We start from the raw sequence: 26,411 nt of genomic DNA, 5'->3' as shown, positions 1-26,411 counted from the left end.
ACCTAGAGTGGCAAGCATGAAAGATCTTTATCAACTAGTCAATGGACCCTGGCTGGAAAGCCACGTCATTCCCGATGATCGCGGCGTGGATGGCACCTTCCACGCGCTGCGCGATGAGGCGGAGGAACTCGTGCACGAGATCGTGGACAAGGACACCGGCCGCCCGGGCAAGCTCTATGCCTCCTTTATGGATACCGAGGGGGTTAACGCGGCCGGCATGGCTCCATTGGACGCGGATCTGGACCGCCTGAGCGCGGCCGGCCCAGAGGAACTGGCGCAGCGCCTGGGTGAACTTGAGCGCACCGGCGTCGGCTCCCCGGTGACCTTCTGGGTATCCAAGGACTCTGGTTCCGAGGACGCCATTGCTTATGTCATCCAATCCGGCCTGGGCCTGCCGGACGAGGCTTATTACCGCGAGGAAGCCCACGCGGAAACGCTGAGCGCTTATGAAAAGCACGTGGCCGAGATGCTGGAATTCCTCGACCCAGCCCGCCTCTTTGGCCTGGGCGCCGAGGTAGCCGCCCATCGCATCGTCGCCTTGGAAAAGGAGCTGGCCGCTGGCCATTGGGACGTGGTCTCCACCCGCGATGCGGTTAAGACCTATAACCCCTGCGAATTTAGCGAGTTGCCCACCATGACCCGCGCTTTGCTCTCCGGCGGCAACCTGCCAGAGCACCGCGTGGTCAATATGATGCCGTCCTACCTCGAGCACTTCGAGCGCCTCTTTACCACCGCGCGCATGGCCGATTGGCAGCTGTGGGCCACCTGGCACATCCTGCGCTCCCGCGCGGCTTTGTTGCCGGAGGAAGTAGGCGCGAAGAACTTCGAGTTCTATGGCACCGAGCTCTCCGGCGCTACCCAGCAGCGCGACCGCTGGAAGCGCGCCGTGGGCTTGGCCGAGTCCCTCGTTGGCGAAGAGATTGGCCAGGTATTTGTGGATAAGCACTTCCCGGCCTCTTCCAAGCGCGAGATGGATGAGCTGGTGGACTATCTCATCGCCGCCTACCGTGAGCGCATCTCCCAGCTGGAGTGGATGACGCCGGCCACCCGCGAGCGCGCGCTAGAAAAGCTGTCCCAGTTCAAGGCCAAGATTGGCTTCCCGGATTCCTGGCGCGATTACTCGGGGCTCGAGGTCTCTGGCAAGGGCGCGGACCTGCTGGCCAATGCCCGCGCCGGCTCCGCCTTCTCCCATGACTTTGAGCTGGCCAAGATTGGTAAGCCGGCCGACCGCGATGAATGGGTGACCACCCCGCAGACGGTCAACGCCTTCTATAACCCGGTAGTCAATGACATCACCTTCCCGGCCGCCATCCTGCGCCCGCCGTTTTATAACCCGGATGCTGATGCCGCAGAAAACTTCGGCGCCATCGGTGCCGTCATCGGCCACGAGATTGGCCATGGCTTTGATGACCAGGGCTCGCAATTTGATGGCCAGGGCAACCTGAACTCCTGGTGGTCCGAGGAGGACCGCGCGGCCTTTGAAAAGCTCACCGCCAAGCTGGTGGAGCAGTTCAATGGCCAGGTACCGACGGTGCTCAAGGAGGCCGGCATCGACTCCACCGGTGTCAACGGCAGCTTCACCCTGGGCGAGAATATCGGTGACTTGGGCGGTTTGGGTATCGCTGTGGTGGCTTTCAAGAACTACTGCGCCGATAAGGGCATTGACCTGCAGGGCAAGGAGGAGAAGTTCGAGGCAGACGGCGCCGAGCCGGAGTTGGCCGAGCACACCTACACCGGCCTGCAGCGCTTTTTCCTATCCTGGGCCCGCGTGTGGCGCACCGCCATCCGCCCGGAGATGGCCACCCAGTACCTGGCCATTGACCCGCACTCGCCGGCGGAGTTCCGCTGCAACCTCATCGCTGCCAATATCGCGGAGTTCTACGAGGCCTTTGACGTGGCGGAGGATTCTGCCATGTACATTGCGCCAGAGGATCGCGTCACCATCTGGTAGCCCTTTTAGCCGGTAGGCGGTGCGCGTAGGCTCGGTGGCATGACTAACGCAGATGCTAACCAGGACCCGCACCGCCCGCTGGAGCCCGGCCAGGAATGGCACATCGGCGGCCAAGACCGCCAGATGGAGGAGAAGGAACAGCTCGAGCAGCTTGTTGCCTATATCGACGCCCACTATGACACCCCGGATTTTCGCCCGCCGTGGGCCGGGGGCGGCTCCCCTGAGGCGGACCAATATTGCGCGCTCTTGCCGGATCGCATTACCCATGCGGCAATGATAGTGCTCGGTACTGCGGTGGATCATGCGCTGCCAGGTACTGCGTACACGGAGGGCATTAGCGTAGGAGAATCCGAGGTGGGTGCCATTTTCCGGCCCAGCACGCCCACCGGCCGGTGGGCGGTGTCGCTGCATTCGGGCGGCTGGTGGCGCGGCGATGGCCAAGCGCTGGAGATGCAGTGGCGCCCCGAGGTAGCCGCTGCCGCGCAGCTATCCGGCACCACCATTATCGACGTGGATTATCCGCTCGCCCCCGAGCACACCGTGGCGGAGATGGTCACTGCCGTGCAGCAGGCCATTGACTATGCCCGCGCGCAGGGTGCTTCTAGCGTTACTACCTGGGGTTATTCCTCCGGCGGGGCGCTGGCGGTGCTGGCGCCTGCCGACGCCCTCCTGCTCACCTTCCCCGACTTCGGTGCCCTGGAAAATCTGCCGGAGGACCTCCGTGTCGGCTATGCAATTCCGGCGGACCTTTCTAAGCTCTGCCCGGATATTTTCGTCCAGACCGCGACCGAGGATGAGATTGCTGCGCGTGTTTCTGTGCCCGGCGCCGTGGCGCGCGATTATGTCTCTACCCACCGCGTGTCTACCCCGGTGGTTGCCCGTCAGCGCGTGCGGGATGCGGCCGCGTTCCTGGCAGGAGAGTTGGAAAAATAACAATTGCCTGGAGGTTCCATGATAAAAGGGAACTAGTTTCAATAGGCTCGCGACTAGTTCCGCATGACCATATCCACTCATGGCGCGCTATCGCGCCTGCATAAATTCGCCGGCGTAATCATTGCGCCCTTTCTCATTGTCGCAGCGTTAAGCGGGTTTCTCTATGCCTTGGCACCCACCTTTGAACCGTGGATTTATCACGATGAGGTAACCGCCACCGCGCCAGGCAACCCACGCAGCCTAGACGAGCAGATTGCCGCCGCCCAGCGCCAGCACCCGGATGGGACGGTGATTCGGGTTGAGCCTTCCGAAGACCCGCAGGAGACCACCCGCGTGCTTTTCGACGACCCCACCGCCCCCAATTCCAGCTATACCCACGCTGTCTTTGTAGACCCGGTGGACCTGCACATCACTGGCGAACTACAACAATATGGCGGCTCGCGGGCGCTGCCTTTCCGTACGTGGGCCTCTAATGGCCACCGCACCCTATGGTTGGGCGAGCCTGGCCGTCTCTATGCCGAACTTGCGGCCTCGTGGCTCGGCGCGCTGAGCATCCTCGGTCTCTACCTGTGGCTCAAGCGTAAACAAAGGAATAAGAAGAAGCGCTCCACGGTACTGGCGCTGCACGCCCGCGTGGGTGCCTGGTTGTTGCCGGGCTTCCTCTTTCTTACCGTTACCGGCCTGACATGGTCGCTGGTGGCGGGCACAGGTATTGGCAAGGTGCGGGAGGAACTTAATTGGAAGGAACCGTCCGTGGCGACCTCCGTTGCAGAAGCGGGGGCTAGTACTGGGGCGGGGGAGCATGCCAACCACGCCGGGCACGCGGGTCACGCCGGGCATACGGGACACCACGGTGCCGCAGAACTCGCCGGAGCCCAAACTGCAGAATCGACCGCCCGTAGCCAGGGTTTGACCGGAGTGCTGGAAATGACCCCGCCGGAAAAGCCCGGCGATGCGTGGGGCGTGCGGGAGGCTCGTGCGGCCTTTAAGCTGCGCAGCGATGCCGTAGCAGTGACCCCGAACGGGGAGGTCATCGACCGCATCAATTCCGCCGACTGGCCGCTTGCCGCACAGCTAACCTCGTGGCTCATCCAGCTGCACATGGGGACGCTTTTTGGCATCTATAGCCAGATCGCCTTGGCGGCGCTGGCCTTGGGATTGCTCGTGGTGAGTATCGCGGGTCTGCGGATGTGGTGGATAAAGCCGCGCCGCGGCCTGCCCGAGCTAAAAATTACCCCCGCCGTGCTGGCGGGGGTGATGGCCTATTCGATCATCGCGCCGCTCTTTGGCGCCTCGCTTGTGATCTTTTTCCTAGGCGATTGGATTGTGCGGCGGTTGCGCGCCCCGCAGCGGGGCCGAGGCGCTGCCGCAGGTGAGACTATTCCTCGCCCTCGGGGCGAATCTTCATCTCGGAGTCTTTCCACAGACCGGAACGGGTAACGTCCTCATAATCGATCTCGGCGGGGACTGGGGCATTGCCCTGTGAATCGGTACGCAGCTCGTACTTTTCAATGGCACCCCAATCGCGGGCCCAGTCATTATTGAGGTAGCTCGGGATCTCATAGGAGTAGTTGACCGCCTCCGCGGTGGACATGGCGCCACCACCGGAGAAGGACTGGAAGTCCGTTAGCGAGGTCTGCGCCGAGGAATCCGGCAGGACGCGGTACTCCGGGATTTCCGTCACACCGGCAAAGTGGTCGAAGGTGCGCTGACATGGGAACTGCAGGGCTACGGCCCAGTCCAGCAGCGCCGGGGTGTCCTTGGAGAACTGGTTATTGATGGTATCCAGCTCCGGTACGCGCGGCGGGGTAAAGGCCAGCCAATCTTCCTCATCGGTGGAATCATCCGTGGCTACCAGGCGCACCACGTTGGCGTCTTGCGGCAGCTTATCCAGCGGCAGGCGCAGGTTGCGCCACTTCGGCGTGGCGCCGACGGCGGAGAGTTCTTCCTCGCCGGTATTGGTGACCTTTCCGGAGCCATCGATGGTGCCGTACTCGAGGCGAAGCTCCATGCCTTCTTGCTCCACCCCGTTGACATCGTGGTGGTAGATATTGCCGGCTGCGGACACGGCGAGAACCGGGGTATTGTCCTTGGCCTCTGGCAGGTTGTACCACTTGGTGGTTACTTCAGAGGTGGAGTCTTGGCCCTCGTTATAGGAACCGAGCACCGGCACCTTGGTGTAGTCCAGGTTGAATGGCAGGTGCATGGTGGAGCCATTGACGCCCTGGGTGCCGCGCACGCCGCCCTCAGAGGTATTGGTGGTTTCCTTGGACTTCTTGTCCTTCTTATCCTTCGACTCCTGGGAATCGGCAGAATCGCTCGCGCCGCCGGATTCAGCATCCGCGCCCGAGGTAGCAGTATCCGCGCTATCGGAGGAGGAATTGCTGGAGCCATCCGCGATGGCACCCACGGAGGCGGAGTTCTGGTTTTCCGGCTCGATGGATTCCGGGATGAAGTTCGGGTCGAAACCGGTGTGGGTTTCGTCCTCATCCACCAGGGAATCGCCCAAGTCGCCGTCCACCGGGGTCAGGAAGGAGTCATTGGTATTGGTCTCCACCATGGTCTGATCCGCCAGCGCGCAGGTATTGCCGCGCAGAGAAGCCAGGTTGCCCTTGCCCACGGAGTAGGAATCCGCCTGGGAGACGGTGGCCTTGGCAAAGGAAGCACAAGAAAGGGCTACCACGATGGCGCAGGCCAGGGCGATGGGCGCGGACATGATGCCGGCCGAACGTGAGACCTTGGCGGCGGCATTCTTTTCAAACTCCGCGAGTGCGCCAGCCTCTTCTGCCTGGGACTTGCGGTAGCTATGGCGCAGGGACTGCACCACGCCGATGGCGAAGATGATGAGGGCGATGGCGAGCAGCACCTTATTGGCCTCGATGGCCTTGAGCTGCACCGTGCGATCCCACCACGGAATGCCAAAGGAGGATACGTACCACCAGGCGTTCCAGCCGGCGAAGGAGATGGCGAGCAAGAAGACCACCGCGGCGATGGCGAAGGTGCGAGCGCGCGGCGAACGCAGCGCAAACTGAGAGAGCACCACGGCACCGAGGGCGGCGATGACACCGGCCACGCCGGCGTAGATGCCAAAGTGGTGGGTCCACTTGGTGGGGGTGAACATGAGGAAGAACATGGACAGCGCCACGATGATGAGTAGGCGCTGGGTCGGGCCGACGGCAGCACCAACGACGCGACGGTTCTTGATAAAGGCCGCCACGATGAGCACCAGGCAGAAGAGCATGGTGAAGACCGCGAAGCGGCGGGTCAGCGAGCCATCCACGGATTCCTGGAAGAGGGTGGAGTAGCGCGCGTACTCCGCGTACCACGGCAGGGAGGGGCCGACTTCGGAGCGCACGCGAGTGGATTCCAGCACGGTAGAGAGCGTCTGGTCACCAAAGGCGGCGACCATGATGGCGGTGCCAGCGCTCAGGAATGGTGCAATGAGCGAAAGCCAGCCGAGGGCGCCACCGCCCATGGATGGCACGCGCTCGGCCATGGTGCGGAAGAGGTGCGGCAGGCTGACCAGGAATACGCCCACGGCAAAAAGGCCGGTGGGGCCGGCGGCCAAGGTGATGGTTGCGGCGATGGTGCCCACGGCCGCCGGAAGCAGGCGGCGGGTGGCAATGGCGCGCTCGAAGGAAGCCCAGGTAAACATCACACCGAGCGCCACGATGGGCTCTGGGCGAGTGCCGTTGTTATACGGCAGCCAGAAGGCCAAAAACATCAGCGCTGCGGTCCAGTGGGCGACCCGGCGGCCGTCGACAAGCTGGCCAAAGCGCGGCAGCATCTCGCGGGAAAGGATAAACCAGATGATGAGCCCGGAAATCAGGCCCGGCAGGCGCACGAAGACCGAGGCGGTAGAAATCTGGGAGAGTACGGCAACCAGGTCGTAATAGGGGGAGCCAAAGGGCGCCTCCGGCACGCCGTACCAGCGGTAGTAATTGGCCATATAGGTCGCGTGATCGAAGACGCGGCTCATGGAGAAGATGAAGCCATCATCGGAGGTATTGGCGCCGAGGATGTACCAGAATCCCAAAATGGCGGCCACCACGCCATCGAGCGGGCGCACCTTCTTCCACGTCTCGGGCATGAAGCCGAAGCGGCGGCCATCGAGGCGGTCGATGCGCCACAGGCAGAACAGGGACACGACCACCATGGCCATGCCCAGCCACATGGCAATGGTCTTGAGCAACGTCGGGGACGAGGTAAAGCGGGAGTTGATATCGACGTGGACATTGAGGCCGTCGTCAAGCAGGGCTTGCACGTCAGCCTTATCGTCGATTTCGGTATAAACGCCGGTGACCTGCGGGCGCAGATCCTCCTCGGTGGTCTTTTCATGCTCGCCCACGCTCACGGAGGTGCCATCGCCCGTAGCGGAAATTTCAATCCTGGCGTCCTTGGGGAGCTTGGCTACCTCTTGGGCGTTGAGGGTAAGCAGCACCTCATCCAAGGACACAACGGACAGGCCCTCGTCATTCGCACGGACGAAAAGGCCGCGGTTGGAGGCCTTCTTGGACTCCGGTGGGACGGTGCCGTAGACCATGGACTGGCCCTCGCGCAGTTCATCGACTGCGGAGATGGGGATGGTGGCCTTCAGGTCCTCTGGGGCGACGGAAATGAGCGGCGCGTTGATGGACTGCACGGAATCATGCTGTGGCCAATCATAAGAGGACTGGGTTTGGGTCACCGGCAGTAGCGGGGTCGCTACAAAACACAGGAAACCAATCAGCCCGGCAATGATTGCGGTCCACCGCAGGCCCGCGGGGGCGGCGGTGAAGCGGGAGCCGGCAGCGGCAGGTCGCGCTTGGGTGGTATTCGTAGTGAGGCTATCTGACACGGCGATTAGTTTACGTCAGATAACCCCTTCGGCCCGCGGGCACACCCTGCCACGGGCGGGAAGTGTGGGTGAACTTACTTGGTGCGAACGGCTGTTACAAAGGGACCGGTTTGCTGCAACTTCCAGCCCTTATCAAAAACGTCGGCATTGAAGAAGACCGCGCGGTAGCGAATATTCGGCTGGTTGGGATAGATATCTTCTGCTAGGTGGAGCTTGAAGCCATCGTCCTTATTCTCCAGGTCGCCGCGGAACATCATGACATCCGGGCCGCGCCAGGCGGCAGAATCCAAGGCTTTGCGGAACTCCTCCGGCTGCATATCCCAGGAATCATTGGCCCAGGTCTCAATCTGTTCATTGCGGGTGCTGAACTCGCCCAAGGGATTAGCGTAGTGGCTGGTAAAGGCGTTAAAGCCCCAGTAGGGGTAATAAGACATGAAGGTCTTTTCATCCGTGAGCACCACCGTTTCATCCGGCGTATAGCCCTGGTCCTGAATAAAGTTGTGGATATCCAGGTAGTAGTGGGCGGAATCGCTGGTGAAGCGGTCCGCGCGTTCGCCGTAGCCATCGGTATCGCTATAGGCGTGATCGATGGCGTCCTCGTTGGCCTCTGGGATCTGCTGCGCATAGAAGACGCCGGCCAGGGCCAAGATGATGCCAAAGACCGCGGTGATCTGCTTATTGGTGGTGTGGGAGAACCGCGCCGGGTAGAGGCGGTGCACGCCGAGTAGACGAATCTCTGCCAGGGCTAGGATGCCGGCGGTGGCAAAGAGGAGCACCACGATCACCTCGAGGCGGAAGCTGAGCAGCGTGGTGCCGGCCAGGGTTGCCACCATAGACACCACGGTCCACAGGTAGGTGCCAAGGAGGGAGATGCCCAGCGCGCGTACCTCCACGTCATTGAGGCGGATGACGATGTAAATAAGCCCCATGAGGCAGAGGAAGCCCACAATGCTGAAAGACAAGAAAGGCACTGGAATTTGCGTGCCTTCCTCCGGCAGGTAGTGCTGCGCGGTGGTTTGCAGTGGCGCCGGTGAGTGCATGACCGACCATAGGTAGGGCCCCCAGGCGATAAGCGCGATGGCAATGGAGCCTACCGCCATGATCACCAGGCGCAGGATGGGGCGCCACGTATGCTCATAGAGCGCGGTAAACAGCGCGATGAGGCTGACTACTGTAAGTGCGGCCGCACCGGTGAAAAGGGTATAGAACGTAGCGGAAATGCCCAGGTAGAGCGTTACTCCCAGGGTAGCCAGCCCGGAGCCGCGGAAGGCGCGGGCGCTAAGTACCGCAACGGCGGGCAGCCCCATGGCAATGACCGCGGAATAGGGCTCCTCGGCCGCGATGGTGAGTGTAATCGCGGTGGTCACCAGGGCGATGGCGGTGGCGACCGGCAGGGAACTGGTCAGGCGCTGCCAGATGGGCACCAAAATACAACCGGCCACGGCAATGGAGATGAGCGCCCAGGGCTGGTAGACCTCCCAGCCCGGAATTCCCATGAGCGCACCCAAGCGGCCACCCAACCAGAACCAGCCAATCGGATAGAAGGACGGCATGTCCTGGTAGTTCATGTCCGCATAGCCCATCTCATCCACCGAACGGGTGAGGAACTGGGTGCGGAACGCCTGATCCACCTGTACGCCATCGAGCCACAAGCGGGAGGCAGACAGCGGCAGGCCCACGGCGGCCAGGGTCAGCAAAGCGGGAGACAGGTAGGTGACCGCGTAGGTCAGCCAGGCCCGCCAGCGTGGCCGGGCAAAGGTCTCCTTGTAGTGGTCATAGAGCCACCACACGCACAGCCCGCCGGCCAAGGCCAGCGTGAGCACCACACCCACCGTGGCCAGCGCGCGGGTGACCATGGAGGTATTAAAGGACGGCAGCGAGACCGTCTTGAAGGCAAACCATCCCAGCAGCGTTACCACGCCACCGGCCAGGGCGGCCAGCACAATACCCAGCAAGGTCGCGCGAGGGGTCAGCGCATCGGCGCGGTAGGCCTCGGTGCGGTTATCCTCGCTCACGGGCGTTGACTGGGCGGGTACAGCGGTGCTTGTCATGCCCATTAGTTTCGCATACCCAAGCCCCCCAGCCCAGATTTGGCGCGGGCAGGTGAGCACTTGCTTGCCGACGTCCCCCTGATACACCACCGCCCCCGTCACTTCCCTCGCCGCGGGTGTGCGGCGAGGCGAAAGAGCGGGGGCGGGGCGGAGGCGAGCCGGCCGGCTGGCGCCAGCGCGGAAAGATGCGGCGTTTTAGAACGGCAGCTTGCGGAAGATGGCCTGCGGGATGAACTTGAATGCCAAAGACACGTACTCAAACAGTGGGTGTACGAAGATGGACTGCTTGCCCTCGAGTACGGCCTTGACGGTGGCCTCGGCAACGTCGGAGACGTTGACGGTCAGTGGGGCGTCGCCAGCCTCGGCGGACATCTTGGTGCGCACCTGGCCCGGGCGGACAACCAGCACGTTGGCTCCGGTGCCACGCAGGGCCTCGCCCAGGTTGATGTAGAAGCCGTCCACGCCGGCCTTGGAAGCGCCGTAGACAAAGTTGGAACGGCGCACGCGCATGCCTGCTACGGAGGACATAGCGATGATGGTGCCGTGGCCTTGGTGCTTGAACTTCTCACCCAAGAGCACGCCTACGGACACCGGTGCGGTGTAGTTGGTCTGTGCGGAGGCGACGGCCTTGTCGTGGTTTTGCCACAGCTCTTCCTGGTCACCCAGGGTGCCGAAGGCAACGATGGCTACGTCGACGTCGCCGCGGGCCCAGGCCTTATTAATAACGTCCGGGTGGGAGTCGAAGTCGGTGGCATCGAAGTCGAGGACCTCTACGTCAGCGCCGCGGGATTCTAGGTCAGCCTTGGCCTGCGCGATGCGCGGGGACTCCGGGCGGGCGGCCAGGGTGACCTTGGCCGGGCCGCGCTGCAGGAACTCGGAGACGACGCCGAGGCCGATCTCAGAGGTGCCGCCCAGAAGCAGGATGTGTTGTGCTTGGCCTACTGCATTAAGCATGGTCAGTAAATCTCCTTAAAGGTGTTATTTCCAGTGATTAGTGCAGCTCGAGGCGGCGGGACATATCGGAGGCAAAGACGCCGGTCGGGTCGATCTCGTTGCGGGTCTTCAGCCAGCCTTCCATGCCCGGGTACATCTTGTGGAAGTTCTCCGCGGAGGTACGGGATTCCTTGGCCAGGTAGAGGCGGCCGCCGAATTCCATCACGCGGCGGTCCAGGTCATCCAGGAACTTGCCCAGGCCCGGACGAATGGGGAAGTCCACGCAGACATTCCAGCCCGGCATCGGGTAGGACAGCGGCGCGCGGTTGCCTTCACCGAAGAGTTTGAACACGTTGAGGGCGGAGTAGTGGCCGGAGCGCTGCATATCGCGGATGATCTCCTTGAACGGCTCCACGGCCTCGGTCGGTACCACGAACTGGTACTGCAGGAAGCCCTTGGAACCGTAGCCGCGGTTCCACTCGCCGATGAGATCCAGCGGCTGGTAGAACTGCGTCAGGTTCTTGACCTGGTTCTTCGCCGGTGCACCCATGGTGTAGTACGCCAGACCCACAGCGGAGAGGGAGAGCTTATTCATGGTCCAAGACGGGAAGATATCCGGCACCGTCATCAGCTGCGGCGCATTGAACTTCAGTGGGTCCTTGGCCAGCTTCGGGGCGAGCTCTTCCAGCTGTGCCAGGGTGGCCAGCGAGCCGCGGGAAATAGTGGAGCGGCCCAGCTTTGGTTCTGGTGAAATGACATCGAACCAGGCAGAAGAATAGGTGTAGTTGTGCTCGGAACCATCGGAGTGGAAGGCGATGGTCTCATCCAAGTTATCGGTGCGGTCCGTATCCGCGATGAAGTAGGCGGTTTCCGTCTTGGTCATGCGGATGGTGGCGCGCAGGATGATGCCGGTCAGGCCCATGCCGCCGACGGTGGCCCAGAAGAGGTCGCCGCTCGGGTCGTCCTCGGAGCCCTCCGGGGTCAGGTGCAGCACGCGGCCATCGGCCACGAGCAGCTCCATGGAGACGACGTGGTCACCAAAGGAACCGGCGGAGTGGTGGTTCTTGCCGTGAATATCCGGGCCGATAGCACCACCGATGGTGACCTGGCGGGTACCCGGTAGAACCGGAACCCACAGGCCATATGGCAGGGCGGCCTTCATCAGCTGATCCAAGGTGACGCCGCCATCGACGTCCACCAGAGCGGACTCCGGGTCGATGGAGTGGATCTTATTGAGTTTTTGCATGTCGATGACCAGGCCACCGCCATTTTGGGCGGGGTCACCGTAGGAGCGGCCCATACCGCGGGCGATGACGCCACGGCGCAGGTGGGCGGGCTTATCCGAGTTATCTTCTGCAACCTGGGCCACGGCCTTCTTAATGACGTCCACGTCTTCGGTGGCGAGAACGTGGGCGGTCGTCGGGGCGGTGCGGCCCCAGCCGTGCAGGGACTTTTCAGTGGTATGTAATTCCATCTCTTACTCTTTGCTCGACGGATTTATGTCGCTTCTCTAGCCTACCTAGCTCACACGAGGGTGGTTGGAGTGACCCGAGTGATATTCGGTACAAAACGGACGTTTGTACTGCCCGAATGTGCCCGTTTACAGATCCATGAGTGTGCGGATCTCCTCCGGCAGCTCCTCCTGGGATTCAATAATGGGGCCATCGTACTCCCGCAAAAGTTCATAGACGCGAGCCCGTGAGGAGGAATCCAGCATGGGCAATTCCTCTGCCATCAGGCGAGTCATGAAAGGGCTCAACGGCACATCGGTATGCTCCGTGGCCTCGAAGTGGCCGTTGCGCTTATCGTCCTCCGCGCGCACATCCTGTGCCGCCTGTTGCGCCGGCGTCATATGCTCTGTCTTTTCCGAGTACATGCGCATTAGCTTACCGCCGCTTAAAGTAGTCGCTATGACCAACAACCGTGAGATGCACGATCAGCGCCAAGACAATTACGCCCTCGATGACACCCTGGCTGGCCGCATCACCCAGGCTGCCGCCGTGGGCATTGCGACCTCCTATCCGGATTGGATCACGTCCAAGGGCGGTTTGATCACCGCGTATACCTTGTCTTTCTTTGGCTTTGGCGCCCTGGTGGCCTATACCAACGCGCACGCTGAGCAGGATGGTGATGAGCCGCGCTCGCCGCAGGATAGTGCCGATCAAGGCCTCAAGCTGTGGGCTATTTTTGCCGCAGTGGTGCTGCTGCTCATCCTGGGCGGCTGGATGAACGTTGCCCTTTCCCGCCGCATGGTGAAGTTCCTGCGCAAGCGCGGTGCCAAGCGGCCGTGGACCCTCTTGGGTGCCATTGGTGCGGCGCTGACGTTCCTCATTAGTGAGCTAGAAGCACGGGATATTGCAAAACTAGCTTCCTAAAACTTGCGTATGGTGGGGCTCATGAACGCAGGGGTCACCGATATCGCACAGGCGCGGGCCAAACGCGCCGATGGCGTGGTACCCCTCAAGCGCGAGCCCCTCACTATCATCTGCCAAGCCGCGAATATTCGCGCCGATGGCGAGGTGCACCGCCAGATAGGTTTTAGCGATGCCCTGACCTTCACCGAGCTGCACCGCGTGCTGCGCATCTGCTTTGGCCTGCCGGAGGAGGAATCCCCCTGGCACTTTTATGAACACACCGAGGCCCGTGGCCCGCGCATCGATCCGGAGCGCCAGGCCTCCGAATTCCTGTGGCGCGAGGGCGATCAAATCGACTTCGCCTGGGGACTGTGGGACTTCGAGCTAGTAGTAGCCGAGATTTATCCCCGCGATAATGGCACCCCAGAGGCGTTGTGCGTGGGTGGCTCCGGATCGCTCTTTCAGCCTTTTGAGCTGACCAGCGTCAACCGCGAATTGACTGGCCAAGAGGTTACCGATGAAGTCTTTTCCGCGGTATCGTCCCCCGTGCGCAATTTGATTGAGCGCACCAAACTCTATGATTTTGTCCCGCTACTGCAAGCGATGGACCTAGGCAGGGAAACCGACCTCACACCGCATACCGCCCGCGTGCTCGCCAGCCTGCCGCGCGAGGTGACCCATGAAGGCAAAGACGCCTTTTGGTCCATGGCGCTGGCCCTATCCTGCATGGGTGGCGCGGAGCTGACCGATTCCGTCGTGGAGACCACCATGGATGCGCTCGGCTGGGTCAATGACGATGGCACGGCGCTCTCCGGCGCCGACGTGCGGGAGCTGTGTGCGGCGTCTCTACAGCAATTAGCCGGGGTAGGCGCTTATGGCGCCGGATCCGCCGCGCCGGTGGATCGGTTGGACATGTACCGAGCGCTCTTGCGCGGGTAGGCTACTCACTCGTGACTAATTCCGCTGACGACGCCGTAGAAGTAAAGCCCTCGTCCACCTCGCTGCACACCCAGCTGGTGCGTTTTATTTCCGTGGGCGTATTTACCGCCGCCATTGACTATGGTCTCACGCTGCTATTGACCTATTTGGGGCTGCACCGTTCCGCCGCCAAGGCCATCGGTTGGGTTTTTGGCACCATCGCCGCCTACCTAGCCAATGCGCGGTGGACCTTTGGGGCCAAGGTGTCTGGCCGCACGGCCGCGACCGTGGGCATCTTGTACGCCTCTACCTTTGCGGTCCAAAACTTCCTGTATTGGGTGCTCAATGAGCCGCTTATGGCCCTCGGCTTTGAGGGGGCGGTGAAAGACACCATCGCCTTCGTCATCGCCCAAGGCGTGGCCACGGTGACCAACTTTGCCATTCAAAGGGTCTTTATCTTTAAGGAAAAGTAGATGGCAGCAGCCTCCCCACGGACGTGGCGCGGCGCGGCCCAGCGGGCTTCGCGCTCGACCAGCCTGCGCGTGCAAAGCGCCAAGTTCGCGGTGACGGGGGCACTTGCCGCGCTTATCGACGTCTCCTTAACCTGGCTCCTGCAGATCGGCTTCGGCCTGCTGAGCGCCGATCCGGCGCGGGCGGTGGGCTTTATCGTCGGTACCTGGGCGGCCTATCTGCTCAATCGCCGCTGGACCTTCCAAGCCAAAGCCACCGCGGTGCGCTTCGCCGGGGTACTTGCCACCTACGGCGTGACCTTCGTGGTCAATATGGTGGCCTATAAGTTCCTCTTTGAGCTTTTCGACGTCCACTGGGAGTGGAACTCCACCCTCTCCCTCGTGGTGGCCTTTGCCATCTCGCAGGGCACCGCCACCGTGGTGAACTTTGCGGTGCAGCGCTGGATTATTTTCAGGAAGACGGGAGTCAGGGTCGTCGCCAAGCAGGATCCGTCCTAGCCCTGGTGAGGTCGGCGGAAATCTTCTTGGCGCCCGCGGTTGTGGAGCTTTAGCCATTCGATAAAGCCGGCCGGATCGTGGCGCTGGACCAAGAAGAACCAGCCAAAGCGGGCAAATTCCTGGGGCAGTAGCTTGCGCATGCCGCGCTGCCACAGCAGGTAGCCGCGATTGCGGTAGGTGAAAAAGCGCTTGAACTCACCTTCTGGGTACTGGGTATGCATCTTGCCGCCCAGGATGGGCTTGAACTCATCCGATCCGTCCGGGTGCAGGTAGCTAGTGGTCAGCGCCGTGCCGAAGGAGAGCCCGGAATTAACCAGCCGGCGATGGTATTCCACCTCATCGCCGCGGATAAATAGCCGGTAGTCCGGCACGCCAATGATCTCCATGGCCGCGGCGGAAATCAGCGCGCCATTAAAGAGCGAGGCGATGCCGGGCAGGAAATCGCCCTCCAGCTCGTCCATCCGGCGGCGCCATACCAGCCCCTGGCGCAGAGGGAAGGCGAGGCGGCCGGGATCGTCAATATTGCATACCGCCGGGGAGACCTCATGCAGGCGGTTGGCTTCTGCCACTCGATACAGCTCCGCTAGTACCGCGTGATCGGCAGGGCGGCCGTCATCATCGGCGCACCACACGGCATCGGCGCCCAAAGAAAGAGCGGTAAGAAAGCCCAGTGCAAAGCCACCGGCGCCGCCCAGGTTGGTTTCCGAGGGCACGTAGACGCCCCGGTCACCCGCCATGGATTCGACGAGTTCGCGCACCGCATCTTCCGCGCCATTATCCACCACGACTACCCACTGCACGGGGTGGGTTTGGTGGACTACCTGTTCAAGCGAGGCCCGCAGTAGCTCGGCGCGCTGATGGGTAACAATGACGGCGGCGGTGGAACCGGTGGAAGTCAGGGTGGCAGTCATGGGTTCCATCTTGCCACCGGGGTAGGGGGACCAGCGCAGAAACACTCCGCGTGGGGGAAGCGAAAACTAGATATGGCCGCAGCTTTGTGGATACTGTGAAGTGTATGGAAAGTATCTGGCCGCCTTTTGCGGTGATCATTCGGGCCAGCGATGATACTGGCCGTGGAGTCGTCCTGCGCGTCATGCGCGATGAAGACATCGCGTGCGTGGCCCAAGTCGGTGCGACAGATATCTATGGCGCGAATATCCCAGAGCACGCCTTTCCTTGGCTCTTTGATGAGAAGATGAATACCCCCGCCGCCATGGCGCAGCACCGTTGGGATCATCGTGCAAAGCTATGTGCCCAAAAGTGGACCTTGGATTTCATCGCCCGCGACGTAGAAACCCAAGAAATGGTGGGTGTGGTGGACTTGGCGGCAGAAAACTTTGCGACCGCGCGGGAGGTGGAAACCGCATCATGGGTATTACACCGCTTCCAAAGCCAAGGCTATGGCACGCTTATCCGCCAAGCGGTGGCCGAGTTTTCCTTCTCCCACCTCGATGCGCATTCGCTGCGCACCAGTTGGATAGAGACCAATCTTGCCTCAGCCCGGGTGAGTGAAAAGATGGGCTACCGCATAAGTACCGAGAAAAAGGAAGAGCCTGCCGGCCCAGAAAAAGTCAACCGGCCGGTGGTCAGCGCGCGTCTTAGCGCCGCGGACTATCACCGGCCGGAAGGGCTGCGGGTGGACGTGAAAGGTGTGGGGGACCAGTTGCTGCGTATGCTCAGCTAGTTGCCGCTGGTGTCCTCATTTTCAAAACGCTCGCGCAGGTCGCGCACATACTCACCCACTTCAGGGCCTTCGTATTCGCCGACGACCTCGGAAACCTCGCCCACCGAGCGGATCTCACCGTGGTCGATCCACAGTGCGGTATTACACAGCTGCGCCAAGAAGTCATTGGAGTGGGAGGCAAAGACCAGGATGCCGGAGCGCTTCACCAGCTCTTGTAGACGCACACGGGCCTTGGCCATGAAAGCGGCGTCGACGGCGCCGATGCCCTCATCCAACAGCAAGATTTCCGGCTCAATGGATGTCACCACGCCGAGCGCCAAGCGCACGCGCATACCGGTGGAATAGGTGCGCAGCGGCATGGAGAGATAATCGCCGAGTTCAGAAAACTCCGCAATCTCATCCATCTTTTTCTTCATCTGCTTGATGGACTGGCCCAAAAAGAGGCCACGGATAATGATGTTGTCGTAGCCAGAGACCTCTGGGTCCATGCCTACGCCCAAATCAAAGACGGGGGCCACGCGGCCGCGCACATCGGCAGAACCACGGGTGGGCTCGTAAATGCCAGACAAAAGACGCAGCAGGGTGGACTTGCCGGCGCCGTTATGGCCCACCAAACCCACGCGGTCGCCCTCGCGCAGGTGCAGGTTAATATCCTTTAGCGCCTCCACCACGACGGTGTTCTGGGCATTTTTGCCAATGGCGCCGCCGGCGGAAGAAAGCATGGCCTTCTTTAGCGAGCGGGATTTGGCATCAAAGATGGGAAAGTCCACGCACGCGTTATACGTATCAATCGAGACCATCAGTCTGTATCCTTTCGAGGAATCTCAGGAAGTGCAGGGCGTGGGCTTAAACCCAGTAGCTGACGCGGAAGCGCCACTTGCGCATGACCAAGCCGGCGATGAGCAGGCCGAGTACGGTGCAACCGATGACGATCCACCAGTGGTAGGCGGCCACCGGTTCACCGATCATGGGCGCACGGACGATTTCCAGGTAGTGATAGAGCGGGTTGATTTCCGCGATGCGGGCGCGGCTGGACACCGCACCGCCCTGGTCCTTCAAGGTATTGGTCATCCACACAATCGGGGTGACGTAGAACAGCAGCTGGGTCAGTGCTTCAAGCAGCGGAGCGACGTCACGGAAGCGGGTAGCGATGATGCCAAAGAACATTGTGACCCACACGCCGTTGACCAGCAACAAGGCCAAGCCGGGAAGGAAGAGGAAGAACTCCCAGCCTAGGCTGCGCGGGAAGATAAGGATAAGCAGCAACCAGATGATGAGGTTATGGCCTAAAAACAGCGTCTGGCGCCACACCAAGCGGTATACGTGTACCGACAGCGGGGCTGGGAGCTGTTTAATCAAGCCCTCGTTGTCAATGAATACGGTGGAGCCTTCCTTGATGCAACCCGAGATGAAGGTCCACATAATAAGGCCCACGGTGACGTGGGGGAGGAACTCCGCGACGGGAATCTGGAAGAGCATGGAATACAACAGGCCCAAGGCAAGGGCCATCACACCGGTGGCGATGGTGATCCAAAACGGGCCCAGGACAGAGCGGCGGTAGCGCTGCTTAATATCTTGAATGCCCAGTTTGAACCACAGCTCGCGCTGCTGTGCACCCTGCGCCAGGTCCGCGAAGGCGGCCTTGAGGGTCTCGGACTGGGACGCTGGGGTGGCCTCGCCGTCTGGCTGGGAGGTCATGCGGGCGATATCAGCGCGCAGTTGATTGTTATCTTGCACGCTCAACACCCTAGCGCGCGGGCTGGGCAAACGGGAACTACACGCCGCCAGCCTGCGAAAACAGCAGTATCCAGCGAAAATTCAAATTTGGGAAACTTGGGCCAAACGCGTATACAGTAGGGAACCGACCGCCACTGTGTGGCGATGCCTAGCGCGATAAAGAAGGGGACCGTAATGCCAGCAGGAGCTTCGGCACACTACGACGTATTCAGTGTGCGCGGTTTATACACCGGGCTATCTGATGGTTGGACCTACCTCAACGCGCACGCGGTGCCCCAAATTTCTGAGCGCGTCGCCTCCGGCGTGGCGCGATCCTTCCGGATGTCCACCGCAGTGGCCACCCAGGAGGGCCCAGGCGGCGCCCACTCTGCCACGCCCGCGCCGGGCCGTTTGGAAGGCGATGGTAATTACACCGCCGCACGCATGGCTGTAGCGGATCTGACCGGGTCCAAGGCAGACCGCGTGGTGCTTGGCCCGTCCTTGCCCGTGTTGTACCAGTCCTTGGCGCAGACGGCCCGTCCGCTGTTGGGCAGCAATTCCTCGGTGGTGCTCTCCAAGCTGGATCCACCGTCTTTGTACTCGGCGTTTTCTGAGGTCAAGGCAGAAACCCGCTGGGCCCAGCCAGACTTGGGCACGGGTGAGCTGCCAGGTTTCCAATTTGCCGAGCTTGTCGATGGCTCCACGCGCCTCGTTGCCTTCTCCGCCGCGCACGAGCTTTTGGGTACGGTATCCCCGGCCGCTGAGATCATTGACACCGTCCATGAGCGCTCCCGCGCCTGGACGCTTCTCGACGTCTCTGCGATCGCTCCCTACCGCCCCATCAACTTCGATGATCTCGGCGCCGATATCTTAGGCCTCGACCTGGGATTGCTGGGCGGACCGCAGCTAGCGGCGCTTGTCTTCCGCGATACCCGCATGTTCCGCCGCCTCGACGCCCTCGATCCGGTGCATACCGGCAAGGGTTCTCGCAAGCTGGAAACACCCATTTCCTCTGGCTTGGCCGGCGGTGTCGGACCGCTCGTGGACCATCTTGCCGCCCTCGCCGGTGGGGAGAGCGGCTCGCGCCGCAAGCGCCTGCGCACCTCCATGGATGCGCTCAGCGTCTACTTGGAGGATCTGCGCGCTGACCTCTATTCCTTCTTGAGCACCCTGCCCGCCGTGCATATTCTTGGCGTGACCGGGGAGGCTGCCGCGGGCGCCTCCGACGATCGCCTGCCGCGCCTCACCTTCGCGGTAAAGGGTGTTCCGGCCGAGACCGTGTACAAGCGCCTTTTTGATAACGGACTTGTTACCACGCTTGCCCCGCAGACCCCGTTGCTCACGGAGATGGGCGTGGAAGAAATTGGCGGTGCCGTTACCGTTGCGCTCGGCCCCTTCAACACCTATCACGACGTTGAGCATCTCATCCGCGTCGTAGCCTCGCTGGCTTAAACGGTAAGAACCAAGGTGCCGGTGACCTCGCCGCTGTCTAGGGCGGTGTGGGCCTGGGCGGCGTCGGCAAGCGGGTAAGTAGCATGCAGCGCGTGCTTTACGCGGCCGTCTTCCAACATGGGCCACACATTTTCTACCGTGCCCGCCACAATCTGTGCCTTGTCTTCTAAGTCGCGGGCGCGCAGCGTCGTGCCCTGGATGGTCAGGCGCTTGGGCAGCATGGCGCCCAAGTTGATTTCCGCCTTGGTACCGCCTTGCATGCCAATGATGATGAGCTTGCCGTCCTTAGCCAGGCACTTCATATTCTTTTCCAGATATTTCGCGCCGATGATGTCCAAAATGACATCGCAGCTTCCCTTCAACTCTTCTACGAAGTCGTGCTCCTTATAGTTGATGAGAATATCGGCGCCCAGCTCGCGGCAACGCTCCAATTTCTCCTGCGACCCGGCCGTCACCGCCACCTCTGCACCGAGCGCCTTGGCTACCTGAATGGCAAAAGTGCCAATGCCGCCGCCTCCGCCATGGATGAGGACGCGCTGGCCCTCGTGAAGGCCTGCCTCAATGCCCAGGTTGGACCACACGGTGCATCCGACCTCAACCACCGCTGCAGTTTCCTCGACGCTCAACCCCTTGGGCACGGGAAGCAGCTGGCCCTGCGGAACCGCGACGTATTCGGCGTAGCCACCACCGGCAAGCAGGCAGCCCACCTCGGTGCCTACCTCCCAGTTCGTATCCCCGGCATCGACAATGGTGCCTGCTGCTTCTAAGCCCAAGATTTCCGACGCCCCCGGTGGTGGCGGATAGGCACCCATCGTCTGCAGGATATCGCCGCGGTTAACGCCGGCCGCCTGCACCTTCACAAGCACTTCGCCGGGGCGCAGCTGCGGGACGTCAACTTCGCGGAGCTCTAAGGACCGACGATCCTGCGGGTCGGTCTGAACGATGGCCTTCATGTGTGTTGTAGTCATGGGCCCAATCTAACGAACCTTGTGTGTCCTGTGCCACGAAATTCGGAGTATTTTGCGGTGACATTCAGTGCTGCAGGTGGCTTTTTGGGAAACCGGGCTATCAATTTAGTACACTGACTAAGTTGGTTCGTAGGCGCGAAGAGCGTTTACGAAATACAACGTGGAGACGTGGCAGAGCGGCCGAATGCACCGGTCTTGAAAACCGGCGAGGTAATACCTCCGCGGGTTCAAATCCCGCCGTCTCCGCAGCTGCCTAAGCTTCCTTTCTAAATTAAAGGAGCATAGAATCTTATAGCTTCTGAGCGAGGGAGTGCGGTATTAAGGCACCCTACCGATTCGGTAGGGTGCCTACTCACGTTGTGGGACGGTTTCGCTGAGCGACAGTGAAACTTAAGTCCACGGCCAGACAGCGTTTACATTGAGCTTCTACCTTGAGGTACGGACTTTCAAACACCGTTAACGTTGAGGCGACTATGACAAATTACATTTCCTACTTGGCCGAGGAGCAGATACCGGCATCGTATGACTGGCTATGGAGCGGGCTAGGAGCCGTCATCGTTATTGGTCTGTTGGTCTTTTGGTTGGCCTCTCTCATTTCCATCATCCGCTCGGGATATAGCGGAGGCGTCAAGGTATTGCTGGTGATGGCGGCATTTGCCTACCCGTTCCTCGGGCCACTTGTCTGGTTCCTTTTTGCGCGAAATAAGGAGCATAAAACCAAAATCGACCGTTAGGCTGCGGTCTTGCCAAGGGGCATTCGGTTACTGCTGCTCGAGCCAGGAATTGATGCCGCCGCGCAAGGAGACGACGAGGGGGAAGCCGCGCTTGCGGAGGACATCGACGGCTTGGGCGGAGCGGATGCCACTGGCGCAGTAGATAACGGCCGCAGCATCTGGTTCGATGTCGGGATCTTCGCCGGCGAGGATGCGGTCGAGCTCAAAGTGAGTGGAATTGGGGATAGCGGATTGGGCGCGCTCGGGGGAGGTGCGGACGTCGATAAGCGGGGCGTGTAGGGGAACCTCGCGGACCTCGGGGGCGTCGGCAGGTTGAGTAGGTTGTGCGCCGGTGGACTGAAGCGGGATATATTCCCAGGTACCGGAAAGGGCGTCGAAGTAGCCGAGCGTGCCGATGAGTGGGGTGCCTACGCCGGTGATGAGTTTGAGCGCTTCGAGCGCCATGGCTGAGCCGACAATGCCGACCACTGGTCCTAGAACTCCGGCCTGGGAGCAGGAAGGAACCTCGCCGGGTGCGGGAGCGGTGGGGAAGACATCCTCGTAGACGGGGCCGTGGCCGGACCAGAAAACGCTGAGCTGTGCGTCGAAGCCGAGGATGGAGGCCCATACGTGCGGGATGCCGAGCTCGTGGGCAGCCCAGGAGCTGAGGTAGCGGGCGTCGAAGTTATCGGTGCCGTCGAGGATGAGATCGCAGCCGTGTAGCTGCTCGAGCGCTGTCGCTGATTCGAGGCGGCCGTGGCAGGTGATGTCCACCTCTGGATTGAGCGCGCGGACGGCGGCCGCGGCGGACTCCGTTTTCGGCGTGCCGATGGCGGCGGTGGTGTGGATGACTTGGCGGTGCAGGTTGGAGGGGGAGACCACGTCGTCGTCGAAAAGCGAAATGCGGCCCACCCCCGCGCCGGCGAGGTAAAGCAGGGCCGGGGAGCCCAGGCCGCCGGCGCCAATGACCGCTACGTGGGCGTCGCTGAGCTTGCGCTGGCCCTCCCCGCCCCAGAGCGCTTCCTGGCGGGCATAGCGGATACTCATTCCAGGCCCACCCAATTGGTGGAACCATCGCCGTGGCTCTGCTCCTTCCAGATGGGGACTTCCGCCTTGACGCGATCGGCGCATTCCTCGGCGGCCCGGAAGGCATCGCCACGGTGCGCGGCGGCCGCTACTACCGCAAAGGCGAGGTCGCCAACCTTGAGAACCCCCGTGCGGTGGGCGGCCCACAGGCGCACTGGGTGGTTGGCTGCGACGGAATCGGTGACGTCTTGCAGCTTCTCTGGCGCAGATGGGTGGGCGCTATAGGAAAGTAGGGTGACATTCGGCCGGCCGCCATCGTGATCGCGGACGATGCCCTCAAAGGTGACGACAGCACCCATGGCGGCCGTGGCGGCCTCTTCCTTGGCACCGGCAAGGAGGGATTCAAGGGGTTGATCGCTCAGAAGCGTGCCAATGGTGCACCCGGTTTGCTCGGCCACATAGGAGGGATCAGTGCTCATGTTTTCCTTCTAACATATCGACGATCGGAACGATTAATTCTTCCAAAACCGCGCAGCCATCTTTTACCCCGCCGGTAGAACCGGGAAGCGTCATGGCAAAGGTGGAGTCATTGACGCCGGCAATGGCGCGAGAGGCCACTGCGGTGGGCACGCTTTCCAATCCCTTCTGCCAGAAGGCCACCGCGATGCCGGGCAGCTCGCGGGTGATATGTGGGGCGACGGCCTCGACCGTGCGGTCATCGTGCGTCAGCCCAGTGCCGCCAGAAGTCAGGATGACCGCGGGCTTTTCCGCGAAGGCGGCGGCAACGGCGGCGGCGATCTCGGCATCGGGGACGATGCGCGCGTCGGGGCAGTCAAAGCCCCTGCGGCGCAAGAACTCCACCGCGATGGGACCGGAGCGATCTTCGTAGATGCCCTCGGCGGCGCGAGTAGAGGCGACAATGACGATGGCGGTGCGCTGTGGGCTCATAGTGGGTAAACCTCCACTTCCTGGTCTTTTTCTAGGCGTTGACCGGCAGGGATGCGGATGAGATGGGTGGCGTCTGCCGCTTGGGCGAGCAGGTGGGAGCTGGCACCACCGAGGATATGAGCGCGGGAATCGACGCGCCCGCGGCGAAATTGGTCCTTGTGCGGGAGGCCGTCGATGCCCGCGGCGAGGGGGACGTGGAAAGGCTCTGGTGCCCAGCCCAGTGCTGGGGCAACAAAGAGGCGGAAACTCACCAACGTGGAAATGGGGTTTCCAGGCAAGCAGATTACCGGCGTGCCGCGGAATGCGGCGATGCCCTGCGGTCCGCCGGGCTGTTGGTCCACATGGCCGAAGCAGCCATCGAGCACCTGGCGGACTACTTCAAATTTCCCGGCGGAGATTCCGCCTGAGGTAATGATGGCGTCCGGGTGGTGTTGCGCGATGGCTTCTGTGAAAGCGCGCTCAAGGGCCTGCGGGTCATCGTCGGTAGTGATATAGCCCGCGACGTCGATGCCGGCGCGGTGGGCCATCGCCGTCAAGAGTGGCGCATTGGCATCCGGAATGGCGGCGCTGCCGTGGCCGATTTCCGCGCCGCCGGTGCAGATAAGGATGCGGGCGGGGCGGTAGACCTCTACCTCGGCGATTCCTTGGGAAGCGAGGGCGGCCAAGCGGACCGGCGTGAGCCTATCGCCGCGGGCGGCGAGGAGGGCGCCTTCTTCCAGGTCGGAGCCGGTGCGGCGGATGAATTGGCCTGGCGAGGTCTCTGGCACGGTGATGCGAGCACCTGGGGAGAGGAATTCTTGTGGTTCGCAGCGCTCGATGGGCACGATAGCTGCAGTTCCTTCCGGCACCTTGGCGCCGGTCATGATGGGGCAGGCACCGGCAAGCGGGCCGTCGAGTACCTGGGCGGGCTCAGTGCCGGCCGCGATGGTGGGGCCCACCGGGTAGGTCCCGGCCGCACACTGCGGGAGGGCGTAGCCATCCATCTGGGAGTTATCAAAGCGAGGGGAGGGGAACCCGGCATGGATATCCGCAGCGAGCACCATATCCTGTGCCTGGTGAAGGGCTACGGTGGTGGCCTGGCGTGCGGGCAGGGCCGCGGCGACCGCGCGCGCGTGAGTCTCGGGTGTGCGCATGGCGGCTAGTTTACCCGCGGTCTCGACATGGCATGGGCGTGCGGGGCATAGTGGAGGCATGTTGACCGTTCACTATTTCGCCGCTGCCCGCGCCGCCGCGGGCGTGGCTTCTGAGCAGGTAGAAGCCCCCGCCACCTTGGGTGATCTGGTGGCACAGCTGGGCAGGGAGCATACCGGCACCACCGAGGCCGGCATGAGCCTGAAAGAGGTCTTGGGGCGTTGTAGCTTTCTTATCGACGGCGCCGGGAACACCGCCAAGGATTCCCCACTGGCTGGCGTCACCCGGGTGGACGTCCTGCCGCCGTTTGCGGGCGGCTAATCGCGCTGCCGCAGCGGGCTAGTAAAGAAGTTGATGACGCTGCTGACGATGGACAGCACGATGGCGCCGATGATCGCGGCGCCCCAGGAGTCGATGACGAGGTGGCCGATCCCCAGGTCCAGGGAATTGAGCGCCCACTCCACGATGATGAGCGCGGCGCCGTTGATGACGAGGGAGAAAAGTCCGAGCGTCAGGCAGGTCAGCGGCGCGCCGAGGACGCGCAGGACCGGCATGACCACGGCATTAATAATGATGAAGACGATGGCGACGGCGATGAAATTGCCGGTCTCTGCTGGGGTGATGGTGATGCCGGGAATGACGGCAACTACCGCCCACAGCGCCACCGCGATGGCAAAGACATTCAGGGCGAAGTTAATGAGCGAGCGCATTTAGCCTCCTATGGTTGCGTTCCACGCCTGCAGTAGGGTGTCGGTTTCTTCCTCAGTGGTCACTGTAATGCGTATGCCTTCGCTAAACGCGCGCACGAGCACGCCGTGTTCGGCCAGGCGAGCGGCGACCTCCTGCGGGGTACCAAGGCGGGCCAGATTCGCGGCCGGCAGCCAGACATGGTTTGCCTCGGAATGCGGCACTCCCCAGTCCTGCAAGGCTTCTTCTAGGCGCTCGCGCTGGGCGACGGCCTCATCGGTGCGCTCCCGTAGCGAATCCTGCGCCGCCAGTGCCGCGCGCGCACCAACCTGCGCCACGGTGCTAGCGGAAAAGGGGATGGCCACCTTATTGAGGGCCTCAATAATATTTTCCGGACCAAAGGCATAACCGATGCGCACCCCGGCCAGGCCATAAGCCTTTGAGAAGGTGCGCAGGCACACCAGATTCGGATAGGTGCCCACCAGCTCTGTACCCAACGGAATGTTGGTGGCACGGTTGTATTCGATATAGGCCTCGTCGAGGGCGACGAGGACGTCGGCAGGCACGGCATCCATGAAGGCGGCGAACTCGTCCTTGGTCACCGTGGTGCCGGACGGGTTATTGGGGTTGCACACGAAGATGAGCCGGGTCTTGTCCGTAATCTTGTCCGCCATGGCCGGCAGATCCACGCGCTGGTCTGCACCTAGCGGAACCGGGATGGGGTGGGCGCCGACTACTTGGGCAAAGATGGGATAGGCCTCGAAGGAGCGCCACGGGAAGAGGACTTCTTCACCAGGGGTAGCGGCAATTTCCACCAACTGTTGGCACAGCGCGGACGATCCGGTGCCCACCGCAACCTGTCCATAATCCACACCCAGGTGCGCGGCGAGGTCCTCGCGCAGCGCGGTGGCCGCAATATCCGGGTAACGGTTGGCCTTCGTCACGGCCTCCGCCATGGCCGCGGCCGCCTCCGGTAGCGGCGGGTGTGCCGCCTCGTTGGAGGAGAGCTTGAGCGCGTCATCGTTGCGCGCACCGGCGACGTAGGCGGGGATGGCTTTCAGGTCTGGGCGAATCATGCCTCCCACTTTAGGGCCTGCGCCTTTGCTGCGGGCGCGAAAGCAGGGGGCTAGTTTGGCAGCGG

General features: G+C 62.1%; 26 protein-coding genes and 1 tRNA gene. 12 read left to right on the top strand and 15 right to left on the bottom strand.

Translation table 11 applies throughout. The features are described from left to right. Positions 1–16 precede the first annotated feature (16 nt). The 3 genes from QP941_RS07045 to QP941_RS07035 all read left to right on the top strand — a co-directional run bounded on the left by QP941_RS07045 (position 17) and on the right by QP941_RS07035 (position 4,324). Positions 17–1,951, top strand: coding sequence for a M13 family metallopeptidase (locus QP941_RS07045; protein ID WP_284868498.1), 1,935 nt, complete (start codon positions 17–19; stop codon positions 1,949–1,951). Between the two features lie 39 nt (positions 1,952–1,990). Beyond that, positions 1,991–2,884, top strand: a complete 894-nt coding sequence (locus QP941_RS07040) for an alpha/beta hydrolase (protein WP_284868497.1) — start codon at positions 1,991–1,993, stop codon at positions 2,882–2,884. Positions 2,885–2,947: 63 nt separating this feature from the next. Then, positions 2,948–4,324 carry a PepSY-associated TM helix domain-containing protein gene (locus QP941_RS07035; protein WP_284868496.1) on the top strand — a complete coding sequence of 459 codons (1,377 nt, stop codon included), beginning with the start codon at positions 2,948–2,950 and terminating at the stop codon, positions 4,322–4,324. Here QP941_RS07035 and QP941_RS07030 read toward each other — a convergent pair. The 5 genes from QP941_RS07030 to QP941_RS07010 form a co-directional block, all read right to left on the bottom strand. Further along, entirely contained in the window at positions 4,263–7,721 is a 3,459-nt protein-coding gene (locus tag QP941_RS07030) for an arabinosyltransferase domain-containing protein (RefSeq protein ID WP_284868495.1), read from the bottom strand. The genes QP941_RS07035 and QP941_RS07030 overlap by 62 nt on opposite strands. A gap of 74 nt (positions 7,722–7,795) precedes the next feature. Further along, the gene (locus QP941_RS07025) at positions 7,796–9,772 is read right to left on the bottom strand and encodes a galactan 5-O-arabinofuranosyltransferase (protein WP_284815798.1); all 1,977 of its coding nucleotides are present in this window, start codon (positions 9,770–9,772) and stop codon (positions 7,796–7,798) included. Between the two features lie 195 nt (positions 9,773–9,967). Further along, a complete protein-coding gene (dprE2, locus tag QP941_RS07020) occupies positions 9,968–10,726 on the bottom strand; it encodes a decaprenylphospho-beta-D-erythro-pentofuranosid-2-ulose 2-reductase (protein ID WP_005329756.1) in 759 nt (252 codons plus the stop codon). Between the two features lie 37 nt (positions 10,727–10,763). Next, positions 10,764–12,179: a decaprenylphosphoryl-beta-D-ribose oxidase gene (gene dprE1, locus QP941_RS07015; protein ID WP_005329755.1), complete on the bottom strand. Its 1,416-nt coding sequence runs from the start codon at positions 12,177–12,179 to the stop codon at positions 10,764–10,766. 126 nt (positions 12,180–12,305) lie between these two features. Then, complete coding sequence (locus QP941_RS07010) at positions 12,306–12,581, bottom strand: hypothetical protein (protein WP_198492349.1); 276 nt, start codon at positions 12,579–12,581, stop codon at positions 12,306–12,308. A 34-nt stretch (positions 12,582–12,615) separates the two neighbouring features. On the opposite strand from QP941_RS07010, the gene QP941_RS07005 reads away from it, so the two are divergent. Genes QP941_RS07005 through QP941_RS06990 form a run of 4 tightly spaced genes read left to right on the top strand, consistent with a single transcriptional unit; the run spans position 12,616 to position 14,945 of the window. After that, complete coding sequence (locus tag QP941_RS07005; protein ID WP_284766417.1) at positions 12,616–13,080, top strand: hypothetical protein; 465 nt, start codon at positions 12,616–12,618, stop codon at positions 13,078–13,080. A 9-nt stretch (positions 13,081–13,089) separates the two neighbouring features. Further along, positions 13,090–13,998, top strand: coding sequence for a plasmid pRiA4b ORF-3 family protein (locus QP941_RS07000; protein WP_284769283.1), 909 nt, complete (start codon positions 13,090–13,092; stop codon positions 13,996–13,998). A gap of 11 nt (positions 13,999–14,009) precedes the next feature. Continuing rightward, entirely contained in the window at positions 14,010–14,450 is a 441-nt protein-coding gene (locus tag QP941_RS06995) for a GtrA family protein (RefSeq protein ID WP_284769274.1), read from the top strand. Next, positions 14,451–14,945 (top strand): GtrA family protein, encoded by a 495-nt coding sequence (locus QP941_RS06990; protein WP_284868494.1) that lies wholly within the window; start codon positions 14,451–14,453, stop codon positions 14,943–14,945. On the opposite strand, the gene glfT1 is transcribed toward QP941_RS06990, so the two are convergent. Further along, complete coding sequence (glfT1, locus tag QP941_RS06985) at positions 14,942–15,865, bottom strand: galactofuranosyltransferase GlfT1 (RefSeq protein ID WP_284766415.1); 924 nt, start codon at positions 15,863–15,865, stop codon at positions 14,942–14,944. The two genes, QP941_RS06990 and glfT1, sit on opposite strands and share 4 nt — an antisense overlap. A 95-nt stretch (positions 15,866–15,960) precedes the next feature. On the opposite strand from glfT1, the gene QP941_RS06980 reads away from it, so the two are divergent. Further along, positions 15,961–16,629 (top strand): GNAT family N-acetyltransferase, encoded by a 669-nt coding sequence (locus QP941_RS06980; protein ID WP_284868493.1) that lies wholly within the window; start codon positions 15,961–15,963, stop codon positions 16,627–16,629. On the opposite strand, the gene wzt is transcribed toward QP941_RS06980, so the two are convergent. Both wzt and wzm read right to left on the bottom strand, forming a co-directional pair. Further along, on the bottom strand, positions 16,626–17,429 hold the full coding sequence (gene wzt / locus QP941_RS06975; protein WP_005323203.1) for a galactan export ABC transporter ATP-binding subunit Wzt/RfbE: 804 nt from the start codon (positions 17,427–17,429) through the stop codon (positions 16,626–16,628). The two genes, QP941_RS06980 and wzt, sit on opposite strands and share 4 nt — an antisense overlap. Before the next feature lie 46 nt (positions 17,430–17,475). Next, positions 17,476–18,327 carry a galactan export ABC transporter permease subunit Wzm/RfbD gene (gene wzm / locus QP941_RS06970; protein ID WP_284868554.1) on the bottom strand — a complete coding sequence of 284 codons (852 nt, stop codon included), beginning with the start codon at positions 18,325–18,327 and terminating at the stop codon, positions 17,476–17,478. 213 nt (positions 18,328–18,540) lie between these two features. Between wzm and QP941_RS06965 the strand changes: the two genes are divergently transcribed. Continuing rightward, positions 18,541–19,797 (top strand): aminotransferase class V-fold PLP-dependent enzyme, encoded by a 1,257-nt coding sequence (locus tag QP941_RS06965; RefSeq protein WP_284868492.1) that lies wholly within the window; start codon positions 18,541–18,543, stop codon positions 19,795–19,797. Here the strand turns inward: QP941_RS06965 and QP941_RS06960 are convergent. Next, positions 19,794–20,750, bottom strand: coding sequence for an NAD(P)H-quinone oxidoreductase (locus tag QP941_RS06960; protein WP_284868553.1), 957 nt, complete (start codon positions 20,748–20,750; stop codon positions 19,794–19,796). The two genes, QP941_RS06965 and QP941_RS06960, sit on opposite strands and share 4 nt — an antisense overlap. Positions 20,751–20,927: 177 nt before the next feature. Here QP941_RS06960 and QP941_RS06955 point away from each other — a divergent pair. Both QP941_RS06955 and QP941_RS06950 read left to right on the top strand, forming a co-directional pair. Further along, positions 20,928–21,011, top strand: a tRNA-Ser gene (locus QP941_RS06955). 227 nt (positions 21,012–21,238) lie between these two features. After that, on the top strand, positions 21,239–21,499 hold the full coding sequence (locus QP941_RS06950) for a hypothetical protein (protein WP_284868491.1): 261 nt from the start codon (positions 21,239–21,241) through the stop codon (positions 21,497–21,499). Between the two features lie 27 nt (positions 21,500–21,526). On the opposite strand, the gene QP941_RS06945 is transcribed toward QP941_RS06950, so the two are convergent. Genes QP941_RS06945 through QP941_RS06930 form a run of 4 tightly spaced genes read right to left on the bottom strand, consistent with a single transcriptional unit; the run spans position 21,527 to position 24,585 of the window. After that, a complete protein-coding gene (locus QP941_RS06945) occupies positions 21,527–22,525 on the bottom strand; it encodes a ThiF family adenylyltransferase (protein ID WP_284868490.1) in 999 nt (332 codons plus the stop codon). Beyond that, a complete protein-coding gene (locus QP941_RS06940; protein ID WP_284868489.1) occupies positions 22,522–22,983 on the bottom strand; it encodes a molybdenum cofactor biosynthesis protein MoaE in 462 nt (153 codons plus the stop codon). The genes QP941_RS06945 and QP941_RS06940 overlap by 4 nt, the downstream gene beginning before the upstream one ends. Next, entirely contained in the window at positions 22,973–23,452 is a 480-nt protein-coding gene (locus QP941_RS06935) for a MogA/MoaB family molybdenum cofactor biosynthesis protein (protein ID WP_284868488.1), read from the bottom strand. The genes QP941_RS06940 and QP941_RS06935 overlap by 11 nt, the downstream gene beginning before the upstream one ends. Further along, positions 23,449–24,585 carry a molybdopterin molybdotransferase MoeA gene (locus tag QP941_RS06930; protein ID WP_284868487.1) on the bottom strand — a complete coding sequence of 379 codons (1,137 nt, stop codon included), beginning with the start codon at positions 24,583–24,585 and terminating at the stop codon, positions 23,449–23,451. Before QP941_RS06930 ends, QP941_RS06935 begins: the two co-directional genes overlap by 4 nt. A gap of 58 nt (positions 24,586–24,643) precedes the next feature. Between QP941_RS06930 and QP941_RS06925 the strand changes: the two genes are divergently transcribed. Beyond that, complete coding sequence (locus tag QP941_RS06925) at positions 24,644–24,904, top strand: MoaD/ThiS family protein (RefSeq protein ID WP_284868486.1); 261 nt, start codon at positions 24,644–24,646, stop codon at positions 24,902–24,904. On the opposite strand, the gene QP941_RS06920 is transcribed toward QP941_RS06925, so the two are convergent. Both QP941_RS06920 and hisC read right to left on the bottom strand, forming a co-directional pair. Next, positions 24,901–25,293: a phage holin family protein gene (locus tag QP941_RS06920; protein WP_284815816.1), complete on the bottom strand. Its 393-nt coding sequence runs from the start codon at positions 25,291–25,293 to the stop codon at positions 24,901–24,903. The genes QP941_RS06925 and QP941_RS06920 overlap by 4 nt on opposite strands. Continuing rightward, entirely contained in the window at positions 25,294–26,346 is a 1,053-nt protein-coding gene (hisC, locus tag QP941_RS06915; protein ID WP_284868485.1) for a histidinol-phosphate transaminase, read from the bottom strand. It lies immediately after the preceding gene. Positions 26,347–26,411: the final 65 nt, after the last annotated feature.

It is taken from the genome of Corynebacterium sp. MSK150 (assembly GCF_030229215.1).
GTDB lineage: Bacteria > Actinomycetota > Actinomycetes > Mycobacteriales > Mycobacteriaceae > Corynebacterium.
The sequence above is the reverse complement of the archived record's forward strand: the minus strand, read 5'-3'. Positions and strand labels throughout refer to the sequence as shown.

Coding starts and splice junctions, on each gene's coding strand:
- QP941_RS07045 (WP_284868498.1), top strand. CDS start 17: ATGAAAGATCTTTATCAACTAGTCAATGGACCCTGGCTGGAAAGCCAC.
- QP941_RS07040 (WP_284868497.1), top strand. CDS start 1,991: ATGACTAACGCAGATGCTAACCAGGACCCGCACCGCCCGCTGGAGCCC.
- QP941_RS07035 (WP_284868496.1), top strand. CDS start 2,948: ATGACCATATCCACTCATGGCGCGCTATCGCGCCTGCATAAATTCGCC.
- QP941_RS07025 (WP_284815798.1), bottom strand. CDS start 9,772: ATGACAAGCACCGCTGTACCCGCCCAGTCAACGCCCGTGAGCGAGGAT.
- dprE2 (WP_005329756.1), bottom strand. CDS start 10,726: ATGCTTAATGCAGTAGGCCAAGCACAACACATCCTGCTTCTGGGCGGC.
- dprE1 (WP_005329755.1), bottom strand. CDS start 12,179: ATGGAATTACATACCACTGAAAAGTCCCTGCACGGCTGGGGCCGCACC.
- QP941_RS07010 (WP_198492349.1), bottom strand. CDS start 12,581: ATGTACTCGGAAAAGACAGAGCATATGACGCCGGCGCAACAGGCGGCA.
- QP941_RS07005 (WP_284766417.1), top strand. CDS start 12,616: ATGACCAACAACCGTGAGATGCACGATCAGCGCCAAGACAATTACGCC.
- QP941_RS07000 (WP_284769283.1), top strand. CDS start 13,090: ATGGTGGGGCTCATGAACGCAGGGGTCACCGATATCGCACAGGCGCGG.
- QP941_RS06990 (WP_284868494.1), top strand. CDS start 14,451: ATGGCAGCAGCCTCCCCACGGACGTGGCGCGGCGCGGCCCAGCGGGCT.
- glfT1 (WP_284766415.1), bottom strand. CDS start 15,865: ATGGAACCCATGACTGCCACCCTGACTTCCACCGGTTCCACCGCCGCC.
- QP941_RS06980 (WP_284868493.1), top strand. CDS start 15,961: ATGGAAAGTATCTGGCCGCCTTTTGCGGTGATCATTCGGGCCAGCGAT.
- wzt (WP_005323203.1), bottom strand. CDS start 17,429: ATGGTCTCGATTGATACGTATAACGCGTGCGTGGACTTTCCCATCTTT.
- wzm (WP_284868554.1), bottom strand. CDS start 18,327: ATGACCTCCCAGCCAGACGGCGAGGCCACCCCAGCGTCCCAGTCCGAG.
- QP941_RS06965 (WP_284868492.1), top strand. CDS start 18,541: ATGCCAGCAGGAGCTTCGGCACACTACGACGTATTCAGTGTGCGCGGT.
- QP941_RS06960 (WP_284868553.1), bottom strand. CDS start 20,750: ATGAAGGCCATCGTTCAGACCGACCCGCAGGATCGTCGGTCCTTAGAG.
- QP941_RS06950 (WP_284868491.1), top strand. CDS start 21,239: ATGACAAATTACATTTCCTACTTGGCCGAGGAGCAGATACCGGCATCG.
- QP941_RS06945 (WP_284868490.1), bottom strand. CDS start 22,525: ATGAGTATCCGCTATGCCCGCCAGGAAGCGCTCTGGGGCGGGGAGGGC.
- QP941_RS06940 (WP_284868489.1), bottom strand. CDS start 22,983: ATGAGCACTGATCCCTCCTATGTGGCCGAGCAAACCGGGTGCACCATT.
- QP941_RS06935 (WP_284868488.1), bottom strand. CDS start 23,452: ATGAGCCCACAGCGCACCGCCATCGTCATTGTCGCCTCTACTCGCGCC.
- QP941_RS06930 (WP_284868487.1), bottom strand. CDS start 24,585: ATGCGCACACCCGAGACTCACGCGCGCGCGGTCGCCGCGGCCCTGCCC.
- QP941_RS06925 (WP_284868486.1), top strand. CDS start 24,644: ATGTTGACCGTTCACTATTTCGCCGCTGCCCGCGCCGCCGCGGGCGTG.
- QP941_RS06920 (WP_284815816.1), bottom strand. CDS start 25,293: ATGCGCTCGCTCATTAACTTCGCCCTGAATGTCTTTGCCATCGCGGTG.
- hisC (WP_284868485.1), bottom strand. CDS start 26,346: ATGATTCGCCCAGACCTGAAAGCCATCCCCGCCTACGTCGCCGGTGCG.